23 protein-coding genes are annotated in these 17,913 nt (G+C 69.6%); 1 reads left to right on the top strand and 22 read right to left on the bottom strand.

The features are described 5' to 3' along the window. Nucleotides 1-15: 15 nt before the first annotated feature. The 18 genes from ASE13_RS13105 to ASE13_RS13020 all read right to left on the bottom strand — a co-directional run bounded on the left by ASE13_RS13105 (nt 16) and on the right by ASE13_RS13020 (nt 13,521). On the bottom strand, nt 16-420 hold the full coding sequence (locus ASE13_RS13105; RefSeq protein ID WP_056616490.1) for a hypothetical protein: 405 nt from the start codon (nt 418-420) through the stop codon (nt 16-18). Continuing rightward, a complete protein-coding gene (locus tag ASE13_RS13100) occupies nt 392-901 on the bottom strand; it encodes a Panacea domain-containing protein (RefSeq protein ID WP_056616487.1) in 510 nt (169 codons plus the stop codon). The genes ASE13_RS13105 and ASE13_RS13100 overlap by 29 nt, the downstream gene beginning before the upstream one ends. Nucleotides 902-1,080: 179 nt before the next feature. After that, nucleotides 1,081-2,214 (bottom strand): OmpA family protein, encoded by a 1,134-nt coding sequence (locus tag ASE13_RS13095; protein ID WP_056616483.1) that lies wholly within the window; start codon nt 2,212-2,214, stop codon nt 1,081-1,083. A gap of 109 nt (nt 2,215-2,323) precedes the next feature. Beyond that, the gene (locus ASE13_RS13090; protein ID WP_056616477.1) at nt 2,324-2,824 is read right to left on the bottom strand and encodes a DUF2793 domain-containing protein; all 501 of its coding nucleotides are present in this window, start codon (nt 2,822-2,824) and stop codon (nt 2,324-2,326) included. Nucleotides 2,825-2,838: 14 nt separating this feature from the next. Further along, nucleotides 2,839-4,986: a phage tail protein gene (locus ASE13_RS13085; protein WP_056616475.1), complete on the bottom strand. Its 2,148-nt coding sequence runs from the start codon at nt 4,984-4,986 to the stop codon at nt 2,839-2,841. Between the two features lies 1 nt (nt 4,987). Then, complete coding sequence (locus ASE13_RS13080) at nt 4,988-5,395, bottom strand: peptidoglycan endopeptidase (RefSeq protein ID WP_414885387.1); 408 nt, start codon at nt 5,393-5,395, stop codon at nt 4,988-4,990. Beyond that, a complete protein-coding gene (locus ASE13_RS13075) occupies nt 5,395-6,201 on the bottom strand; it encodes a DUF2163 domain-containing protein (RefSeq protein WP_056616469.1) in 807 nt (268 codons plus the stop codon). Before ASE13_RS13075 ends, ASE13_RS13080 begins: the two co-directional genes overlap by 1 nt. After that, complete coding sequence (locus tag ASE13_RS13070) at nt 6,198-8,450, bottom strand: DUF2460 domain-containing protein (protein ID WP_056616466.1); 2,253 nt, start codon at nt 8,448-8,450, stop codon at nt 6,198-6,200. The genes ASE13_RS13075 and ASE13_RS13070 overlap by 4 nt, the downstream gene beginning before the upstream one ends. A gap of 170 nt (nt 8,451-8,620) precedes the next feature. Next, nucleotides 8,621-9,184, bottom strand: a complete 564-nt coding sequence (locus ASE13_RS13065) for a hypothetical protein (protein WP_056616465.1) — start codon at nt 9,182-9,184, stop codon at nt 8,621-8,623. Next, the gene (locus ASE13_RS13060; RefSeq protein WP_056617798.1) at nt 9,177-9,419 is read right to left on the bottom strand and encodes a phage tail assembly chaperone; all 243 of its coding nucleotides are present in this window, start codon (nt 9,417-9,419) and stop codon (nt 9,177-9,179) included. Before ASE13_RS13060 ends, ASE13_RS13065 begins: the two co-directional genes overlap by 8 nt. A gap of 89 nt (nt 9,420-9,508) precedes the next feature. Next, nucleotides 9,509-9,820, bottom strand: coding sequence for a gene transfer agent family protein (locus tag ASE13_RS13055; RefSeq protein WP_056616462.1), 312 nt, complete (start codon nt 9,818-9,820; stop codon nt 9,509-9,511). Continuing rightward, nucleotides 9,817-10,224: a phage major tail protein, TP901-1 family gene (locus tag ASE13_RS13050; RefSeq protein ID WP_056616460.1), complete on the bottom strand. Its 408-nt coding sequence runs from the start codon at nt 10,222-10,224 to the stop codon at nt 9,817-9,819. Before ASE13_RS13050 ends, ASE13_RS13055 begins: the two co-directional genes overlap by 4 nt. Before the next feature lie 149 nt (nt 10,225-10,373). After that, complete coding sequence (gp17, locus tag ASE13_RS13045) at nt 10,374-10,775, bottom strand: tail completion protein gp17 (RefSeq protein ID WP_056616456.1); 402 nt, start codon at nt 10,773-10,775, stop codon at nt 10,374-10,376. Next, complete coding sequence (locus ASE13_RS20355; RefSeq protein ID WP_056616454.1) at nt 10,772-10,981, bottom strand: hypothetical protein; 210 nt, start codon at nt 10,979-10,981, stop codon at nt 10,772-10,774. The genes gp17 and ASE13_RS20355 overlap by 4 nt, the downstream gene beginning before the upstream one ends. After that, nucleotides 10,978-11,532, bottom strand: coding sequence for a head-tail connector protein (locus ASE13_RS13035; protein ID WP_056616448.1), 555 nt, complete (start codon nt 11,530-11,532; stop codon nt 10,978-10,980). Before ASE13_RS13035 ends, ASE13_RS20355 begins: the two co-directional genes overlap by 4 nt. A 179-nt stretch (nt 11,533-11,711) precedes the next feature. Continuing rightward, the gene (locus ASE13_RS13030) at nt 11,712-12,770 is read right to left on the bottom strand and encodes a phage major capsid protein (RefSeq protein ID WP_056616445.1); all 1,059 of its coding nucleotides are present in this window, start codon (nt 12,768-12,770) and stop codon (nt 11,712-11,714) included. Nucleotides 12,771-12,841: 71 nt separating this feature from the next. Then, nucleotides 12,842-13,216 (bottom strand): HK97 family phage prohead protease, encoded by a 375-nt coding sequence (locus ASE13_RS13025; protein WP_056616436.1) that lies wholly within the window; start codon nt 13,214-13,216, stop codon nt 12,842-12,844. Continuing rightward, the gene (locus ASE13_RS13020; RefSeq protein ID WP_025495775.1) at nt 13,213-13,521 is read right to left on the bottom strand and encodes a DUF6127 family protein; all 309 of its coding nucleotides are present in this window, start codon (nt 13,519-13,521) and stop codon (nt 13,213-13,215) included. The genes ASE13_RS13025 and ASE13_RS13020 overlap by 4 nt, the downstream gene beginning before the upstream one ends. A 70-nt stretch (nt 13,522-13,591) precedes the next feature. Here ASE13_RS13020 and ASE13_RS20055 point away from each other — a divergent pair, with 70 nt between their 5' ends. Then, a complete protein-coding gene (locus ASE13_RS20055) occupies nt 13,592-13,744 on the top strand; it encodes a hypothetical protein (protein WP_162254687.1) in 153 nt (50 codons plus the stop codon). Here ASE13_RS20055 and ASE13_RS13015 read toward each other — a convergent pair. The 4 genes from ASE13_RS13015 to ASE13_RS13000 all read right to left on the bottom strand — a co-directional run bounded on the left by ASE13_RS13015 (nt 13,725) and on the right by ASE13_RS13000 (nt 17,680). Continuing rightward, nucleotides 13,725-14,831 (bottom strand): phage portal protein, encoded by a 1,107-nt coding sequence (locus tag ASE13_RS13015; RefSeq protein ID WP_056616433.1) that lies wholly within the window; start codon nt 14,829-14,831, stop codon nt 13,725-13,727. The two genes, ASE13_RS20055 and ASE13_RS13015, sit on opposite strands and share 20 nt — an antisense overlap. Nucleotides 14,832-15,016: 185 nt before the next feature. Beyond that, a complete protein-coding gene (locus tag ASE13_RS13010; RefSeq protein ID WP_056616430.1) occupies nt 15,017-15,685 on the bottom strand; it encodes a spermidine synthase in 669 nt (222 codons plus the stop codon). A gap of 164 nt (nt 15,686-15,849) precedes the next feature. Beyond that, nucleotides 15,850-17,181, bottom strand: a complete 1,332-nt coding sequence (locus ASE13_RS13005) for a DNA-packaging protein (RefSeq protein ID WP_056616427.1) — start codon at nt 17,179-17,181, stop codon at nt 15,850-15,852. Beyond that, nucleotides 17,171-17,680 carry a hypothetical protein gene (locus ASE13_RS13000; RefSeq protein WP_056616424.1) on the bottom strand — a complete coding sequence of 170 codons (510 nt, stop codon included), beginning with the start codon at nt 17,678-17,680 and terminating at the stop codon, nt 17,171-17,173. The genes ASE13_RS13005 and ASE13_RS13000 overlap by 11 nt, the downstream gene beginning before the upstream one ends. Nucleotides 17,681-17,913 lie beyond the last annotated feature (233 nt).

Raw genomic sequence — 17,913 nt, 5'->3', positions numbered from 1 at the left:
ATGCCGTCCGCCGGATCAGCTCACATCGGGCGGCGGCGTCCGGAACAATCCGCGCGCGATGAACCCGACCAAACCGATTGCCGCCACCGCCGTGCTGCCGACGAGCGTGGCGAGGATCTCCACCGGCAGATCGAAGCCGCCGACCCGATAACCGGCCCCGATCACCAGGAGCCCCACCGTCCCCGAATAGAGTTCGAGATAGAGCAGGATGCGGCCCGCATAGGTTTTCCGCATCGCGCGGTCGGCCTTTACGTTCTTGATCTGCGATCGCGCAAGTCGATTGCGCAGCCGCAGCGCCTCGAGCTCTTCGCTCTCGAGCATATCGTTGAGGTCAGGCCGCATCTTGGCCTCGACCAACGCCGTGCCCGCGGCGATCGCGTCGAGCGTCGGATCAGGCAGCTTGGCGGGCGGCGAGGTCAAGGAAATACTGCCGGATTTTCTCGGGGTTGATCTCGTGGAAGCGGCCGCTGCCTTCGCCATAGACCTGGGTCCATGGCGTGTCGGGCTCGTGCGTCAACGCGGAGAGCTTGAAGGCGTGGAAGCGTCCATAGTTCTGATAGACCCGGTCGATGATCGCCTGCTCATCCTCGCCCAGCCGCGCCCGCGCCGGAGCGCCCGCGGTTTCGTCGTCGAGCACTCCCGGCAGATATTCGCCGTTGCGGATCTCGCGCGTGACCGGCGCGCGGCCATAGGCCCGCAGCGCTTCCCACAAATCCCGATAGACCGGGCCATAATCCCATGCCTGCGGATCATCGTGGGTGAGCTTCTCGCCGTTGATCGCGAGGTTCCAGCCGTGCGCGATGTAAACGAGCTTCTGGAGCTGCATCTGCGTGAGCGCGCGGTTCTCCGCCGCGGCGCGGCGGATGAACTCATTCGCGATTTCGGCGGACCATGCGGCCATCTGCGCTCCTCCTGGACCAATTCATATAGGAACTCGGTTCAGAACGGAAACAGAACCGTTCTCGCCGGGAGCTCCGTCCAGCGGCTGCGGCGAAACATCACAATTGATACCCACAAAGAAAAAGGGAGGCCGGTTTCCCGACCTCCCAAATTCTTGCCGTTCCGAAGAACCTGCGTGGCTTACTGACCCGAACCCGGGCCGTACATGATTTCCACGCGGCGGTTCTGCAGTTCGCGGACGCCGTCGGCGGTCTCGACGCGCGGGCGGCTTTCGCCGAACGCTTCGGTCGAGATGACGCCTTCGGAGACGCCACGGCCCGTGAAGTAGGCCTTGACCGCGTCAGCGCGACGCTGCGAGAGGCCCACGTTGTAGGTGGCAGGACCCGAACGATCGGCGTGGCCAGCCAGCATGACCTGCGAGTTACCGCAGTTCTGATAGTTGCTGATGGCGTTGTCGAGGATGCTCGCTGCCTCCGGCGTGATGTCCGACTTATCCCAGTCGAAGAACACGATGTACGGTCCGGGGGTGCACTGCACCGCCTGCGGCGGCGGAGCGGGCTCGGGCGGAGGAGCAGGCATCGGCTCCGGCGCCGGTGCCGGCGGCGGTGCGACGGGCTCGGGCTCGGGAGCACCGAAGTTGAACACCAGTCCGCCCATGATGCTGTGCGACCGGAAACGGCCGAACCACGGACGACCCGCAACGTCGACGAGCTCGGCGCCCGGCGCGTTGAAGAAGCGATACTTCAGCGACACGTCGATATTGTCGGAGATCGGAGCGCGGACGCCCGCGATCGCCTGCCAGGCAACGACCGTATCCGAATCGTCGAGGAAGTCGCCATTGGTGTTCAGACCAAGGCGGCTCTTGACGCGCGCAACGCCGAGACCGGGGCCGACAAAGCCCTGGACGCCGTCGTCATCGCCGAAATCCCACAACGCATTGACCATGAAGCTCAGCGCCGACGTACGGCCGCCCGCATAGTCATAGGTGCCGCCCGGCGCGAACGCCGTGCCACCTGCAGCGGTGACATAAGGAAGCGTGGTGGTCGAGCGAAGGCCCGTCACGTTGGCGGCGCGATAGCCGACTTCCGCCTCGAGGCGAACCGGGCCAAGATCGTAGCCGACGGTTCCGCCGACGTCGAAACCGGCGCGATGATCGACGGTGACACTGTCGATCGCAGTGCCGACGTCCCAATCGATGTCTTCGACCAGCATGGCGCCGCCCTCGACACCCACGTACCACGCATCGTCGCGTGCAAGTGCGGGCGTGCTCAGCGCGGTCGTTGCTAGTGCCAGAGTTACGGCAAGCTTCCGCATATTAATCCCCTTTCAAAGTTGTCACTACGGACAGCGACAAACTCACTACCGAAACGAAAGTTTCTGCGCAAGCTCACAAAACCGGTACCGTTGCATTAATGACACAGGTTTAATCACCTTCGATCAAACCATGCGTGCGCAATGCATCCAGCACCGAGGCTATCGCTGCCCGCGCTTCCGCATCAACCGTCGATCCTCCCGCAGGTTCCGCGATCGCGGCGCCCCTTGGCCCAACCACTTGGTCTCCCTCGACAAATAGTTTTCCGTGCAGTTCGCTCAGCCGCCAGGCGCCGCCTTTGAACAGCGCAAGGCTCCCGGTCGAGCCAATCCAGAGCTGCATTCCTTCGCGCGGCTGCACGAAAAGCCAGCCCGACTGCGTCCACCCGGCAATCTCATGCGCATGGCCCGCCCAATCACCGCCCGGGGCAGCGCCGACGATCCAGCAATCGCCCGGATCCGGATCCGTTGGCGGCGCGTCGATCGCGGCAACCACCGCGCCCTGCACTGCGATATCGAGGCGCGCGATCGCCTCGTTGACGAGCATCTCCTTCTGCGCCTGCCCCGGCTGGAGCAACGGCAGCGCCAGCCGCGGCGTATGCATCTCGCTCATTCATTCTCTCCCGATCAACTCAGTTCGAGCGTCGCCGGGCGCGACAGGCCATGCGAGCCGATTTGCCGGACGACGATCCTCGTCGCCGCGATTCGCTCTTCGGAACTCAATGCGAATCGCGGCTCTGGCGTTTCCGCGACCTGCGGCGGGTTCTCGGCGCGCTCGATCGTCACCTGGTAGCGCTCGCTCTCCTCGCCCAGCGGCGCATCGACGCCATCGATCCAGTCCCAGCCCAATCTGCTGCGCCGAACCCAGCGGATCTCCGCGCTCCCGTCAGGCAGATCATCGATACCCACATGCACGGGCGCCGGAGGCACGATCGAGATGCCGGTCATGAACGCCTCGGCCCCGGCCGCGTCCTCGTCTCCCACGCCTTGGGCAAGCACGCGCGCGCTGGTCCCGACCGCCTGCATCGAAAGGTCGAGCATCACCAGCGTGTCGGGCTCGAGCAGCACGAATCGATCCCCGGCTAATTGTCCCCCGATCGCGTCTTCGGTCCCGCGACGCCCGCGCCAGAGGCCGCTCAGCCGCCAGCGTCGCCCGCCCAGCGGCACCGCATGCGCGAACTGGAGCAATTCCGCGCCCACCATCGCGAGATTCGCCCCCGCCGCCAGCGCAGCGGTATCGGCGTCGTGGAGCAGCATCGCGCCGTTCGCGAGCTCGACCACGAGCGTGTTCGCCCGATCCTCGAGATGGCTCGGAGCCGTTCCGGGCGCAGTCACGACATGCCCGAGCACCGCCGGCATCGCCGTCGCTCCCGCGGGAGACCAGCTCGCGCCGTCCGTGCTGATCAGCAATGCGGCGCTTCGCCATCCCGGCCCGGTCCCCGCCGCGGCGATCGCCAGTCGCGGCGTCGTCGCCAGCGAACCCAGCGGCGGAAGCTCGAAGGCATGGACCACCGTTTCCCCCGTCGCGAGATCGGGCGCGGGCAGCACCCGCCCGCCGCTCGCTTCGGCACTCGGCATGCCGGGCGTCACTGCGACGCATTCGAGCAGCACCACCATGTTCTCGAGCCGCCAACGCTCGACGCGCCATGTCCCCGGCGCTCCTGCTATCGTGACGCGCTCGCCCGGACGTATGCCCAGCGAACCCCAGGGCAGCGCCACGGTGCGCCGCTCGCGCTCCATGTCGAAGCGCATCAGTGCCGCCTCGGCGATCGTCTTGGCGCCGGCCGCGTCGATCGCCGCGGCAAGCTCCATCCGCGCCTCGCGCACTCCCGCGCCCGGCCGCACGGCGCGCTGCACCCCGGCCTGATAATCACGCCCGGGCTCGTAATAAGCGAGCGTCAGCGTGCGCGGCGCGAAATCGGCGGCGGCGACGTCGCGCCGGCCCCGCCCGTGTTCCTCGCCCGCGCCCATGTCCGCCAGTTCCACTGCGGCGCCGTCGCCGTGCAGCAGCGCAAGCTTTCCTGCATCGGCGCGGAACCATCCGCCCGCGGCACCCGCCAATGTCTCGATCACTGCCCGCGCGCTCGCCCCCGAAACGGCGAAGCCCGCCAGCGCGGTCGTGCCTTCATCGGCGGTCAGCACGTCGCCGGCCAGCGCCTGCGCGATCGCGCCGGCTGCCTGCGGCCCCGGATCCGCGATCACTTCGAAGCTCAGCGAGGGAATGCGATTGCCGAAATCGCCGAGCTCGAGATCCTCGAACACGGCGTAGGCAATCCCGCGATGCGCGGGCGTCATTGCGATCCCTTCCGCCGCGGCGATCAGCGGGTCGGGCGCCTGGTCCTCGGAGCCCGGATGCAGGCGAAATCGCGTTCGCGCCTTGAAGTCGCCCGCGGCGCCGCGCAGCAGCTTGCCGTCCGCCCAGATCCGCCCGATGCCCAGGATCGGCCGCGTCGACAGCGCGACTGCGAACGACGCGGTATAGCTGTAGTTCGTCGTGCTCGGCCGCCCCTTGCCGCCGCCCTGCGTCGATCGGTGCTCGACCAGGTCGGTCGCCCAGATCACCGATCCCGCGACGCGCATCGTCCCGAATATCTTCGGGATCTGCGTGCCGTAGGAGGATGTCTGCACGCGCAGCTCGCTCAGCCGCGGCCCTTCGCGCCCCTTCGGCTTGAACAGCACTTCGCGATCGACCACGCTGCCCAGCAGGCCGCCGATCGCTCCGCCCATCGGCCCGCCGATCAGGCTGCCGGCGACCGTCAGCACGATTGTCGCCATGTCAGTCTCCTCTCGCCAAGCGCCAGCGGCCGATCACCGGCCAGGGCAATCCGGGTCGCTCCACCACCCGCCGCAGCATCGCGTCGGCATGGATCACGCCCGCCTCCGCCTGGATCGCGAAATGCAGCTGCCCCGGGCCCGCCTTGAAGAGCAGCAAGTCGCCGGGCCGCGGCTCGGCCGCCGGCACCAGCCCGAGCGCCTCGATCGCCGCACCCACCCGCCCGGCATCGCCGCTCCGCAGCGCATAGCCGCTCGGCACGGTCCCCTCGAACCCCTCCGCCCGAAGCGCCAGCGCCGCCAGCCCGATGCAATCGAGTCCTTCGGCGAGCCCCTCGATGCTCCGCCCGTGCAGCCGGAACCGCACGCCCAAGGCCGCCCGCGCCGCCGCGACGGCGCGCTCGCCCGGCATCATCCGCCCGGATACCGCGTCAGCAGGTCGATCCCCGGCAGCCAGGGTTCGCCGCGGAAATTGACGGCATTGCCGAACCGCCCCGCACAGGTCGCCAGGCTCTTGTCGCACCCCTCGACCAATTCGACCAGCGCGCCCACCCCCACGAAGCGCGGTGGCCGCCGCAATGTCACTGTCGCGCCGTCCGATCGCGCGATGGCATCCTCCAGTCCCGAATTGCCGCCGCCGAACCAGCGCAGCCGCCCGCCGCCATAGCCATTGGCCACCGGCTCGCCCGCATCGAGCGTCAGCACCGATCCCGCCACCGCGGTTACCCGCGCAAACCTCCGCCGCCCCGCCATCGCCACGCGGCAGCGCCGGTCGCCCAATTCGGCCCGGCATTCGGGCGAAGTCTCCTCCACCACCGGCCGCTCCAGTGCATCCGATAACCCCCGCAGTTCCGCAGTCAGCATTCCGCCGCGCGTCTCGACCGCGCCGATCGTCCCGTCGCCCAACGCCACCCTCGCGCCCGGCGCCGACCAGTCGGTCGCGAACAGCATCACCCGCGCCCCGTCCCAGCGCCCGGCGAGCAGGTCGACCTCGCCGATCGCCGTGCTGGTCAAGGCGCCGGTCACGTCCATGCTGTCGGCGTCGAGGCTCGCGCTCCGGCTGATCGCGCTCGGCGTCATCCCCGGCGCCGCGCGATAGACGAGACCGTCGATCTCCAGGTCGCGATCATGCGCGGTGATTCCGATCGTCACGCCGTCGCGCCGCTCGATCCGCCAGCACAAAGCGAGGGTGGTGCATTCGCCATCGAGCCAGCTCATTCGCGCACCTCGATCAACGGCACCGAAGCCGCCGCCCCCGCCAGATAGGTCGCCCGGCTGACATTGAGCCGGTCCTCCGCGAACCGCACCGGCACGTCGAACTCGAAGCTCGCCGTCACCACCGCGCCCGCGGCCGGCGCCGTATCGAGCGTCACCACGCCCCCGGCCCCCAGCGTGAAATCCTCCGTCGCCAGCCCGTCCACCGCCACCCGCACGCTGCCGCTTACCGGCCGGGTGATCCGCCGCACCACCTCGCCATAGCGCCGCACCAGCTGGAACCGCGCCTCGACACCGTCGCCGACGCCCAGCACTTCGTCCTCGCCCGAGGCATCGAACGGATCGCGCAGCCGGAAACCCCGCGCCGGCCCCATCCGCGCGCGGAAGAAGCCGATCAAAGCGGCGATGTCCGCCTCGGATCGCACCCCCGGCCCGACATCGTAGCGCATCCGCGCCTCGGCCCATTCGGCATTGCGGTTCTCGCGCCCGCCCGCGCTGGTCACGATCGCCGTCGAAACCTCGGGCGCCACTTCGGCCTCGCGACCCAAAGCGAGCGGAAACAGCACGTCGTCGAACGCGTCCACATCACTCTCCCCATCGAAATGCACGAAGCCGTCGCGCAGCACCTGCGGCAGCGCCCAGACGAAGGTCGCCGCGACCCCGCGCCTGCGCCCCCGTTCCGCCGCCGCGGCGATCGGCCGCCACTGCGCCTTGTCCGCCGGGTTCAGCACGAACCCCGCCAGATAATGCTGGTCCGCCGCCGCATAGCCCAGCCGTGCCTCGGCAAGCGCGACGCCCTTCGCGCTTGCCGAGACGTTGCCCGCCGCCGCCCAGTCATAATCCTCGAGCTGCAGCACATCGAACGCCGGCGCCGCCCAGCCGATCGGCAGATTGGCGCGCTTCAATTCGGGCATCGCTTTATCCAGCACCGTCGGCAGATAGGCGAGCAGCAGCACCTCCGCCCCCGGTGCCCAGCGCACCACCTCGCGCAACGCCAGGGTCGATGCCGCCAGCAAGGCCCCCGCCGCGTCGAGCACCGCGGTATCGACCGCCCCCCGCACATTCTGCTCGGCCGGATCGTCCAGTTCGGCCCGCGCCGCATCGTCATGGATGCACAGCCGCCCGTCGGGCATCACCCACCACCACGGCTCGCCGACCTGGAACTTCACCGCCAGTCCCGCGGCCTGTGCGATCCCGACGAACGCCAGCGCCACCACCCGCAGATAATACATCGCGCCCGAATGCGCCGGGGAGAGCAGGGCCGAGGGCGGGCTCCACCCCGTCAGCCCCGGCGATCCGTCGGCCGCGCGCTGCTTCCAGTCGTTCCAGCAATGCTGGTCGAGCAGTTCGTACGACAGCGACCAGATCACGTCGTAGCCGAACGCCTTTGCGCGCCGCGCGAAGTCGCCATGCCACGCCGCGCACGCCACATTGAGCGTGCCGCCCGCCAGGCTCACATAATAGCCGCCCGAATTGGGCTCGAGCCGGAAATAATGGCTCATCCCCACATAATGCAGGATGCTCCCGCAATAGCCGAGCTGCAGCGCGTTGCGCAGCACCCGCGCGGGCGTCAGATGGTAGCAATCGTCATAGCCGTTGGCGATCCGCAGCCCATGCTCGGGCACCACCACATCGCCGATCGCCAGCACCGAACCCGGCCCCTCGCATGCGATCCCGCTGATCTCGACCCAGGCCTCGGCCGGCGCGGCCAGGGGCGCATCGGTGGCAGTGTATCCCGCCGGCACCAGCGAAACGAACATCCGGTCGACATCGCCCGCGAACACGGGGTCCGCCTCGCCGGGCAGCAGATATCCACCCTCGACGCTGGCAAAGTCGATCGCGACCAGCGCATCCTCCGGCGATCCGCTCGCATAATTCCACAGCCGCACATACCAGGCGCGCGGCGCACCCGCGGCATCGCGCCCCTCGATCGTCAGCACCGGCCCGTTGACGGCGTCGAGGGCCAGCACTCCGGCGGACCGCCAGCGAAACCGCAGCCGGCACCCGCGAAAGTCGCGATCGGTCTCGTAGCGGAGCAAAGGATGATCGTGCCGGTCCTCGGCCTCCCAGATCAGCCCCGCCAGATCGTCCTGGCGATAGAAGACCGCATCGACGCGCAACGCATCGGGCGCCGTCGTCGTCACCGAAGCCATCATCGGCCGCGGGAAGTTGACCGTCCAGTAAGCCGGATCGAAGCGCGAAATCACGCCCTCCGCCTGACCGCGCCGTTCGGATGCGAGCCAATGCGCCATAAAACTCCCTCTCCCCAGCTCGCCGGCAGACTCCCCTCCCTGCAAGGGAGGGGTAAGGGGTGGGTGTCGGAGGCGAGGCTCGATGCCTCGCTTCCGACTTCGTCGCAGGGCGCCGCTCTCGCGGCGCACCCACCCCCGGCCCCTCCCTTGCAGGGAGGGGAGCACTCGTTTCACTCCACCCCCGCCAACGCCGCCTTCACTGCCCGCGCCACTTGCCGGCTCGATTGCGCCAGCGCCCGCGGCGCCTCGCCCGGTCCGGCGTTCACCGTGATCGCCACCCGCACCTCGCGTGGCCCCGCCGCCATGGGCGCCGCCACCGAACCCGCGCTCGACGGCACGAACAGCTCCGGCCCGCGCTCGCCGACCCAATAAGGCCGCCCGGGGCTCACCGGCCCGCCCGTCGCCCGTCCGGGCGACCCGCCGAACAGCCCGAGGATCGCACCCAGCAGTCCCCCGCCGCCCGCCGCGCCGCCGCCCAGCGACCCCAGTCCCTGGTGCAGCGCCGATGCCGCGATCTCGCCGAGCACCCCCAGCGCCATCACGCGCAGATCCTCGAACCCCAATTTGCCGGTCTTCACTGCACGCAGCAGCGCGCTTTCGACTGCGCGCCCGGCACGATCGGCGCCCGCCTCCAGCGGTCCCTCGATCGCCCCACGCATCTCCGCCACATCGCGCGCAAAGCCGCGCGTGTCGGCGCGCACGCTGACGATCAGCCGTTCGATTTCTTCATCCATCGGGAAAAAGCTCCTTGAGCCGGGCCAATTCGCCATCGCCGAGCGGCGCCGCTTCCTCGCCCGCCAGCGCCCGCACCAGCGCGCCCAGTTCGGCCGGCGTCGCGTTCCAGAAAGTCTCGGGCGTCCAGCCGAACGCGAGGCCGGCCGCCCCCGCAAGCCGAACAGCGCGGCCAGAAAACTCCTCCCCGGGACGGGGAGGGGAACCAGCCGCAGGCTGGTGGAGGGGGCTCTCCACAGAGGATGTCGCCCGTGGCGCTCCCCCTCCACCACGCCCTTCGGGCGCGGTCCCCCTCCCCGTGCCGGGGAGGATCTGATCCTCCGCCATCACCGCCCCGCCAATATCTGCCCGATCAGCGCCTTGAGCGCCGGTATGTTCGCCGCCAGCCCGCGCGCCGTCACGCCCTCGGCAAAGCCCTCGCGGCTCAGCCCTTCGGGCCGCTCGCGCAGGCAATGCCAGAACAGGGCGACCATCTCGCTTAGCGCCAGCCGCCCGTCCGCGGCGCGTTCGACCAAGGCGAACAGCGGCCCCAATTCCCCCTCCGCCGCCACCAGCGCCGAGAAGCTGGGCCGCAGCACCAGCATTTCGCCGGCGACGCGCAGCTCCGCCTCGCCCCGCGCGGGATTCGCCCCGCTCATGCGCTCACCACCGGCCCGGAACTCTCCAGGCTCAGCGTGTAGCTGCGCTCGCCGTTGAAATCCCCGGCATAGTCCAGCCGCGTCACCAGGAACCGCCCGGTCATGCTCTCGCCGCTCTCGAAGCTCAGCCGGTAATCGTCGATCACGCCCGACAGCGCATTGGTCTTCACCCGCGCCTCCGCCGCCGATCCCGTGAACACTCCGGCGCCCGAAACGCTCACCGAACGCACGCCTGCGCCCGACAGCAATTCGCGCCACCCGCCCGAATCCTTCGACGTGATCACCACCGCCTCGCCATTGACGCTGAGCTGCGTCGTCCGCAGCCCCGCCACCGTGGTGAAGCCCACCGGCGATCCGCCATTCCCCACCTTGAGCAGGAACGCGCTACCCTTCTCCGCCGCCATGTTCTTTCTCCTCTAAGATCCTCCCCGGAACGGGGAGGGGAACCAGCCGCAGGCTGGTGGAGGGGGCTCTCCCCAAAGGATGTCGCCCGTGGCGCTCCCCCTCCACCACGCCCTGCGGGCGCGGTCCCCCTCCCCGTGCCGGGGAGGAGTCAATTCGCCTGAAGCATCCGCACCCGGAACTCGACGACCGCCGCGCACAGCCCGGGCCCTTCGCGAAAAATCCGGCTGCGCAGGAACGCCAGGCTGGCGATCCGCCACCCCTCGCCCAACTCGCTCGGCAGTCCGGACACTGCCGCGGCGGCATGATCCGCCAGCGCGCGCAGCCGCGCGCGATCCTCGCCGGCCTCGAACAGCCCGACGGCCAGCCGGCCCTCGCGCCCCATCATGTCCTTGGTGCTCCAGTCGACGAGCACCGGATCCTCGACCACCGCAAAGGGCCGCACCGCGCGTGCCGGGGCTGCATCGAACACGCCGTTGATCGCGATCCCCAGCCCCGGATGCGCGCCGAGCACTGCCTCGACGGCCTCGGTCAACACTGCATGCGCGCTCATCGCATCAGCCCTCCCAGCCAGCGGAGCGCCGGATCGCGCAGCATCCGCCGCGCCAGCCCACGCCCGGAAATCACCACGCGCCCCGGCTCGGCCTCGGCCGACACGCCCGGCAGCTTTTCCCGCGCCGCCGCCGCCAGCCGTGCCGCGGCACGCTCAGCCGCCGCCGCGCCCAGCGTCTCCGCCCGCGCCTCGAATCCCTCCATCATGCCGATCGCCGCGCATTTTCGAGCCGCATCCGCCGCCACGGCCGCCACAAAGCCGCGACCGCCGCCGGCGGCGCCCCGCCGCTCGCCCGCGCTTCGAAGAGATGCGCCGCCAGCAGCACCACGCCCTGCGTCAGCGGCGCGGGCAAAGCGCTCCATTCCGCCGCAAGGCCCGCCGCATAGCCGACCCGCAGCCGTCCCGCCGCGATCGCCGCGCTGCCGCGCACCCAGCCTTCGCCCGCCGCGTCGATATCGATCGCATAGGTGTCGGCGGGGAGCGCGAAGCCGTTGTCGGACACGTTCAGTCCCTCGACGCTGTCGATCGTCGTCACCGGCGCGCCGACGAGCCGCTGCCACGCGGCATGCGCGGGCAGCACCGCCTGCCATGTCCGCACGATCAGCGCCTGGCCGGTAAACGCCTCGCACAGCGCCAGCGCGGTCTCGGCATGGGCCTCGAGCAGCGCGTCCTCGGCCGTGCCCGGGATCCGTAAATGAAGCTTGGCGGCATCGCGCGCAGCAACGATCGCCGCCGCCGGAAAGGGCGGAGCAAGCATAAATGTCTCCTCACTATTGAGCTCCCCTCCCTGCAAGGGAGGGGCTGGGGGTGGGTTGTGGCGACCGGGGCTCGATGCCCCGGTCGCCACATTTTTGGCTGCGAGCCTTTTTTTTGGGCGCGCAGACGCGCGCACCCACCCCTCGGTCCCCTCCCTGCAAGCAGGGAGGGGAGGTCGGATCACGAAGCCGCGAACTTCAGCAGCTTGATCGCCTCGGAGTTGCTCACCATCCCGCCCACGCGCTTGGTCGCGTAGAAATGCACGAACGGCTTGTTGCTGTACGGGTCGCGCAGCACCTGCGTCTCGCCGCGCTCGGCGATCAGATAGCCCGCCTTGAAGTTGCCGAACGCGATCGACAGCGAATTGGCCGCGATGTCGGGCATGTCCTCGGCCTCGACCACCGGGTAGCCGAGCAGGGTCGCCGGCTGCCCCGCCGCCAGGCTCGGCGCCCACAGGAACGCGCCGTCGATGGTCTTGAACTTGCGAATCCGGGCCAAGGTCGCGCTGTTCATCACCCAGCTCGCGCCCTGCCGATACGGCGCGCGCAGGCTCTGAACGAGGTCGATCAGCTTGTCCTCGGGATTGGCCGCAAACGCCCCCGCCGCGCCGCTCGCGACATATTGCAGCGTCCCGAACGCCCGCGCCGCATCCCCGGTCGCAGCCGTCGCGGTGGCGAGGAAGCCCCGCGGCTTGTTGGTCCCGTTGCCGTTGACGAACGCCGACCCTTCCGCTGCGGCGAACTCGCGCGCGATCTCCTGTGCCAGCCATTCCTCGACATCGAACGCCGCGTCGTCGAGCATCGCCTGGCTCGCCGCCGGATTGGCGTAGAGGTCGCCGCTCGGCGGGGCGACTTCGTTGAAGGTCGGCGTCGCCGTCTCGGTCCGCGCCGCCGTCTCCGCCGCCCAGCCCGAAGCGATCCCGCCGCTGGCCACCAGTTTCCGATACCCGCTCGATCCCACCTTCACGACATTGGCGATCGCGCGAATGGGCGAGACCGCCTTCAGCGTCGCGTCGATCCGGGCATCGATCTCCTCGGGCACGGCATAGCCGCCCGCCGCATCGCTCGCCCCCGACAGCGCCTTCATCTCCACCCCGCCGCTGCCGGCGCGCAGGAACCCCTCGAACGCCGCGCTGCCCAAAGGCCGCCCGCCCGCCAGCATCGGCCGCACCGGCGGCAACCCCGCATTCTCCACCGCCTCGAAACTCGCCTCGAGCGCATCTGCCTTCACTTCGATCATGTCCGTCTCCCACAAAAAAACCTCCCGCGCGAACCGCGAGAGGGCACACCGACTTTCCTGAATCTCTCCGGCTAGCCCTCGCTCACCGCATGCACGCGCGCCAGCGGCTGCATCGGGCTCGCCACCAGGCTCACTTCGAGCAATTCGAGCCCCTTGATCTCGCGCCGCGGCCCGCCGCCCGCCTCGGTCACCCGATATCCGAACGACAGCCCGGTCACCGCGCCCTTCGCCACCGCCGCGGCGAGTTCGGGCACCGCGACGCGCCCGATCACGCGCAGGCCCCGGCCGTCCTCGCTCAGTTGCTCGATCTCGCCCACCGGCTTGCCCGAATGCTGCCACAAGAGCGGCACCGGTCGCGCCAGCCGGAACGCCCCCCGGCGCACGACGTCGCCGCCGCGATCGGGCACGTCGAACACCGCGGCATAGCCGGCGAAGCGCACGCTCATTTGAGCCACCCGGGGAATCCCAATTTCACTGCGAGCCCGACCAGTACGAGGGCCGCGAGCATCCGCCCCGCCCAGGAGAACGCGGCCTTCAATGCCGAGCGCTTGGCGTCGCGCCATGCCCCCAGCAATTCGCGCAGCTCCGCCATGTCCTTCGCCGCGCCGACATCCTCCAGCCCCAGCCGCGCCAGCGCCCGCTGCGCGCTCAGCTCGCCTGCTTCCTCGGCGATCGCCCGCAGCGTCGCCGTATCGGCACCGTCTTCCTTCGCCTGCTCGATCAGTTGCGCGAGCACCGTTTCGTTACGCATCACATTTCTCCCGATTGCCGCGCCGCCCGCGCGCGCCTAGGCCGTCGACATGCGCCGCCGGCTCTTTCCCATGTTGGTCCTGTTGACCGTCGCGCTCGCCGCGCTGCTCGTCTGGCTGTGGTGGTCGGACTATGTTCCGATCGACAAGTGCCTCGACGCCGGCGGCGCCTGGAATGCCGAGGCGCGCACCTGCGTGCTCACCGTCACGACAATCCGACCATAGCCCTCTTCTCGTCGTCGCTGAGGAAGTCCGCCGCGCTCACCTGGCGCCACAGCCGCTCGCGATCCTCGGCCAGCGCCGCCACCCGGTCCAAGTCGACCGCCAGCGCCGCGTCCGGAAACCACCCCGCCAGCGCCTGTGCCAGCCCGGCGAGGATCGTATCCGCCACCGGCAGGATCGCCAGCCGCCACAATGCCCGGTTCGCCTCGCGGTAATTGGCGAAGGCGGTGTCGCCCGGCAGTCCCATCAGCATCGGCGGCACGCCGAAGGCCAATGCGATCTCGCGCGCCGCCGCCGCCTTCAATCCCATGAAGTCCATGTCGGCGGGCGTCATGCTCATCGCCTGCCATTTCAGCCCGCCCTCGAGCAGCATCGGCCGCCCGGCATTGGCGGCCCCGGCGAACGCCGCCTCGAGCTCGCTCTTGATCCGCGCGAACTGGTCGGGGCTCAGCACCCCGCCGTCGCTCACGTCATAGACCAGGGCCCCCGAAGGCCGCGCCGCATTGTCGAGCAATGCCTTGTTCCAGCGCGTCGCGGCATTGTGGATCGCCACCGCGCCCGCCGCCGCGCCCAGGCAGCCGAGCCCGTAATGATCGTCGACCGGATTGAACGCCTTGATATGCGCCACCGCCGGCCGCCCCCCGGGATCTTCCGCCGCGAGCCGGCTGACATGCTCCCCTACCCGATACCGATACGCCACCGGCCAGCCCCCGGCATCGGCCTCCACCGTCACCCGCTCGGGCCTGAGCGCGAACAATTCGCGCACCTGCCCGGCGCTGTCGCAGAGGATCTGCACATAGGCGTTGCCGTGGAGCAGCAATTGCGCCGCCACCGTCTCGATCAGCACCTGCCCGCCCGACCGCGCCGTCGCCAGCGCCGCCAGCGCCGGATCGCTCGCCTTGAGCGGCGCCGATCCCACGCCTTCGCTCACCAGTTTCACCGCGCGCTGCGCCACCGGATTGTTGCAATAGCCTTCGCGCACCTGCGCCTCGTAGCTGCGCGGCCATTCGCCGAGGCTGGTGATGCTCCCGCCCCGCGCCAGCGCCGGCCGCACGCCCTCGCGCGCGGACTTGCGTCCGAACCATTTCATGCCCGTCTCCTGATGTGCGAACCGTAAACTCCCCTCCCTGCAAGGGAGGGGTTGGGGGTGGGTGCGACCCCGGCGAAGGCCGGGGGAGCCCTCCGATGCGCTCGGTAATAAAAGAAAAGGCCGGGCATCGAGCCCGACCTTTTCTACCCACCCCTGACCCCTCCCTAGAAGGGAGGGGAATACCGCTACCGCTTGATCCCGAACCAGATCACGTGCCGCGGCCCCTTGCCGTTGCTCCGCGCCTTCACGCCGACTTCCTCCACTGCGAAGTCCGCATCGCGCAGCCGCCGCGCGAACGCGGCGTCCGGCGCTGCCGACCATATCGCCAGCACCCCGCCGGTCCGCAGCGCGGCCCTGGCCGCCGCCAGCCCGCGCATCGAATAAAGCCCGTCATTGCCCGGCCGGGTCAGCCCGTCCGGCCCGTTGTCGACGTCGAGCAGGATCGCGTCATAGCCGCCGCGCCCGTGCCGGATCATCGCCCCGACATCGTCGAGCACCACCTCCACCCGCCGGTCGTCGAGGCATCCCGCCGCCAGCTCGGCCATCGGCCCGCGCGCCCAGTCGATGATCTTGGGCACCAGCTCGCTCACCGTCACTCGCGCGTCGCCGTCCAGCCGCTTCAGCGCCGCCCGCAGCGTGAACCCCATCCCGTATCCGCCGATCAGCAGGTGCGGCGCCGGCACGCGCAGCCGGTCGATCGTCATCTCGGCGAGCGCTTCTTCCGATCCGCTCATACGGCTGTTCATCAATTCGTTGCGGTCGAGCACGATCATGAAGTCGTTGCCCCGCCGAAACAGCCGCAGCGGATCCCCGCCGGGCACTTCGGCCGTATCGATCAATTCCCGCGGTACCATCCCGCCGCTATCCGCGCTGTCCGGCCGCTGCACAAGCCATAAAGCCCCTCCCCTTCAGGGGAGGGGTTGGGGGTGGGGCATGTCCGTCTCACCGAGACCGACGTGCATGTTGACAGGCCCCACCCCAACCCCTCCCCTGAAGGGGAGGGGCTAAGAAGACCCCCTCACATCAGCGTAACCCGCGCCGCACCCCTCTTCCCCAGCATCAGCTCGGTCATCGCCCACACCAAAGCGTCCGCCCGGTCCGGCGAGCGGCCCGGCCCCTCATAGCCGCCGCCCGCCTGCAGCCCGCACAATTCGTCCTCCAGCTCCGGAAACGCCCTGGCATGCAGCACCTTTCCCGCCTCGTAGAGCAACGCCACCGGCTCGGCCCGCGCGCTCTTGCCGCGCGAGGCATGGACCAAAGTCACCGGCAGCCCGGTATCGGCGCCGCGCAACACGCTCGCCACCATCTCGCCGCCCTGGTTCTTCTCGGCCACCACCCGGTCGGCGCCGCACCGTGCCGCGCATTTCGCCACCGCACGCGCCCAGCCTTCGGGCGAGACCCCCGACACCGTGGCATCCTCGATCACATAGCCGCGCCCGTCGCGCCCCAGCCCCACCGCGACGATCCCGCACGCATCGCCCCCCGCGCTCGCCGGCGGATCGACGCCCACTATCACGCGCTCCAACTCGGGCGCCGCCTGCACCCGCACGCGCTCGATCAGCGCCCGCGTCCAAAGCGCACCTTGCACATCCTCGAGCAACTCGCCGTCCAGCTCCTGCCGCCCCAGCCGCGTGCCGGCATAGGTCGCCAGCATCGCCTCGACGAAGCGCTCGGGCAGATGCGGATTGTCGCGCGTCCGCCCGCGGACCAAAACCGCCGCCGCATCCGCCAGCCGCTCCACCCGCCGCATCAGCTCGGTCGGCTTGGGCGTCGTCGTGACCAGCACCCGCGGCTTGGTTCCCAGCCGCAATCCCAGCATCAGATTGTCCCACGCTTCGGTTCCGCGCTTCCATTTGCCGATCTCGTCGCACCACGCCGCATGGTGCTCGGGCCCGCGCAGTGCCTCGGGCGCTACCGCCGAATACACAAAAGCCTTCGCACCCGATGCGAAGCGCACTTCGCCGCGCGTGCGGTTCCAGTCGATCGCCTCGCCGCTGCGCGCAACCGCGAGCAAGCCGCTCGGTCCCTCGACCATCACCCGGCGCACGTCTTCGGCGTTCCCGCCGACCAGCGCGAAGCGCCCGTTGCGTACCCGCCGCGCCAGCCCGCTCAGCCATTCGGCGCCGGCGCGGGTCTTGCCGAAGCCGCGCCCCGCCAGGATCAACCACACCAGGGGATCGCCGCCCGGATCGAGCTGCCCGGCATGCGCCCAGATCGGAAAGCGCTCGAACCATTCCACGCACTGCACGTCGTTCAGCCGCGCCAGCACCTGCGCCCGCTGCGTGGCCGGCAGGCGAACGAATGCCCGGAGCAGCGCCAGGTCGTCGGGATGCACCGTCTCAGGCGTCATCGGACTTGCCCAATCGCTTCTCCGCCGCCGCGATCGCCTTGGCCAGCGCGGCGTTGGTTTCCTCCCGCGTCGGCATTTGCCGCTGCTTGCCGCGAGCACCCGGCAACCTGTGTCGCGACGCGCGATGATGCTTGAGCAATTCCATCGCCTTGGCGAAGTCGAAGCGCGGCAAGCTCTCCGCGATCTCGGCTTCGGCGCGCCCCGGATCGGCGGGTTCGAGCGGGACGCCCGCCCCGCCATGTTCGAGCACCATCGCCTCGAGCCGGTCATATCCCGCCTCCAGTGCCTCGCGCCACTGCGCCACGAACTGCGGATCCTTCGCGCGCTGGGCATAGACGCTGCTCAAGGTGATCTCGGCAAAAGCGGCGGCGCGCGTGACGTTGCAGGTAAGCGCCAGCGCATCGAGGAACCGCTGCCGCCGTGCCGGTGTGAAGGCCCGCCGGCCCGGCTTGCGCCGCTGCCGCTGTCCGTCACGGTTGCCCGTGATCAGGTCATCCATCCTGTTTCTCCCGAAACGAAAAAGGCCGGCGCACCTCCCGGTGCCCGACCCATCCAGAGGCCCGAAGGCCCCGACTCGCAATTCTTCAGCGTTCACTACATGTGCCACATCAACGTGACGATGTCAATCTAAAAGTGCCTATTTGGTTTGTTCTTCTGGTTCCCCTCCCTGCAAGGGAGGGGAATCGCGGTGCTGAATGTCGATACGCCCCTAGGTTGAGAACCTATTCAACC

The organism is Sphingomonas sp. Root241 (assembly GCF_001428865.1).
GTDB lineage: Bacteria > Pseudomonadota > Alphaproteobacteria > Sphingomonadales > Sphingomonadaceae > Sphingomonas.
The sequence above is the reverse complement of the archived record's forward strand: the minus strand, read 5'-3'. Positions and strand labels throughout refer to the sequence as shown.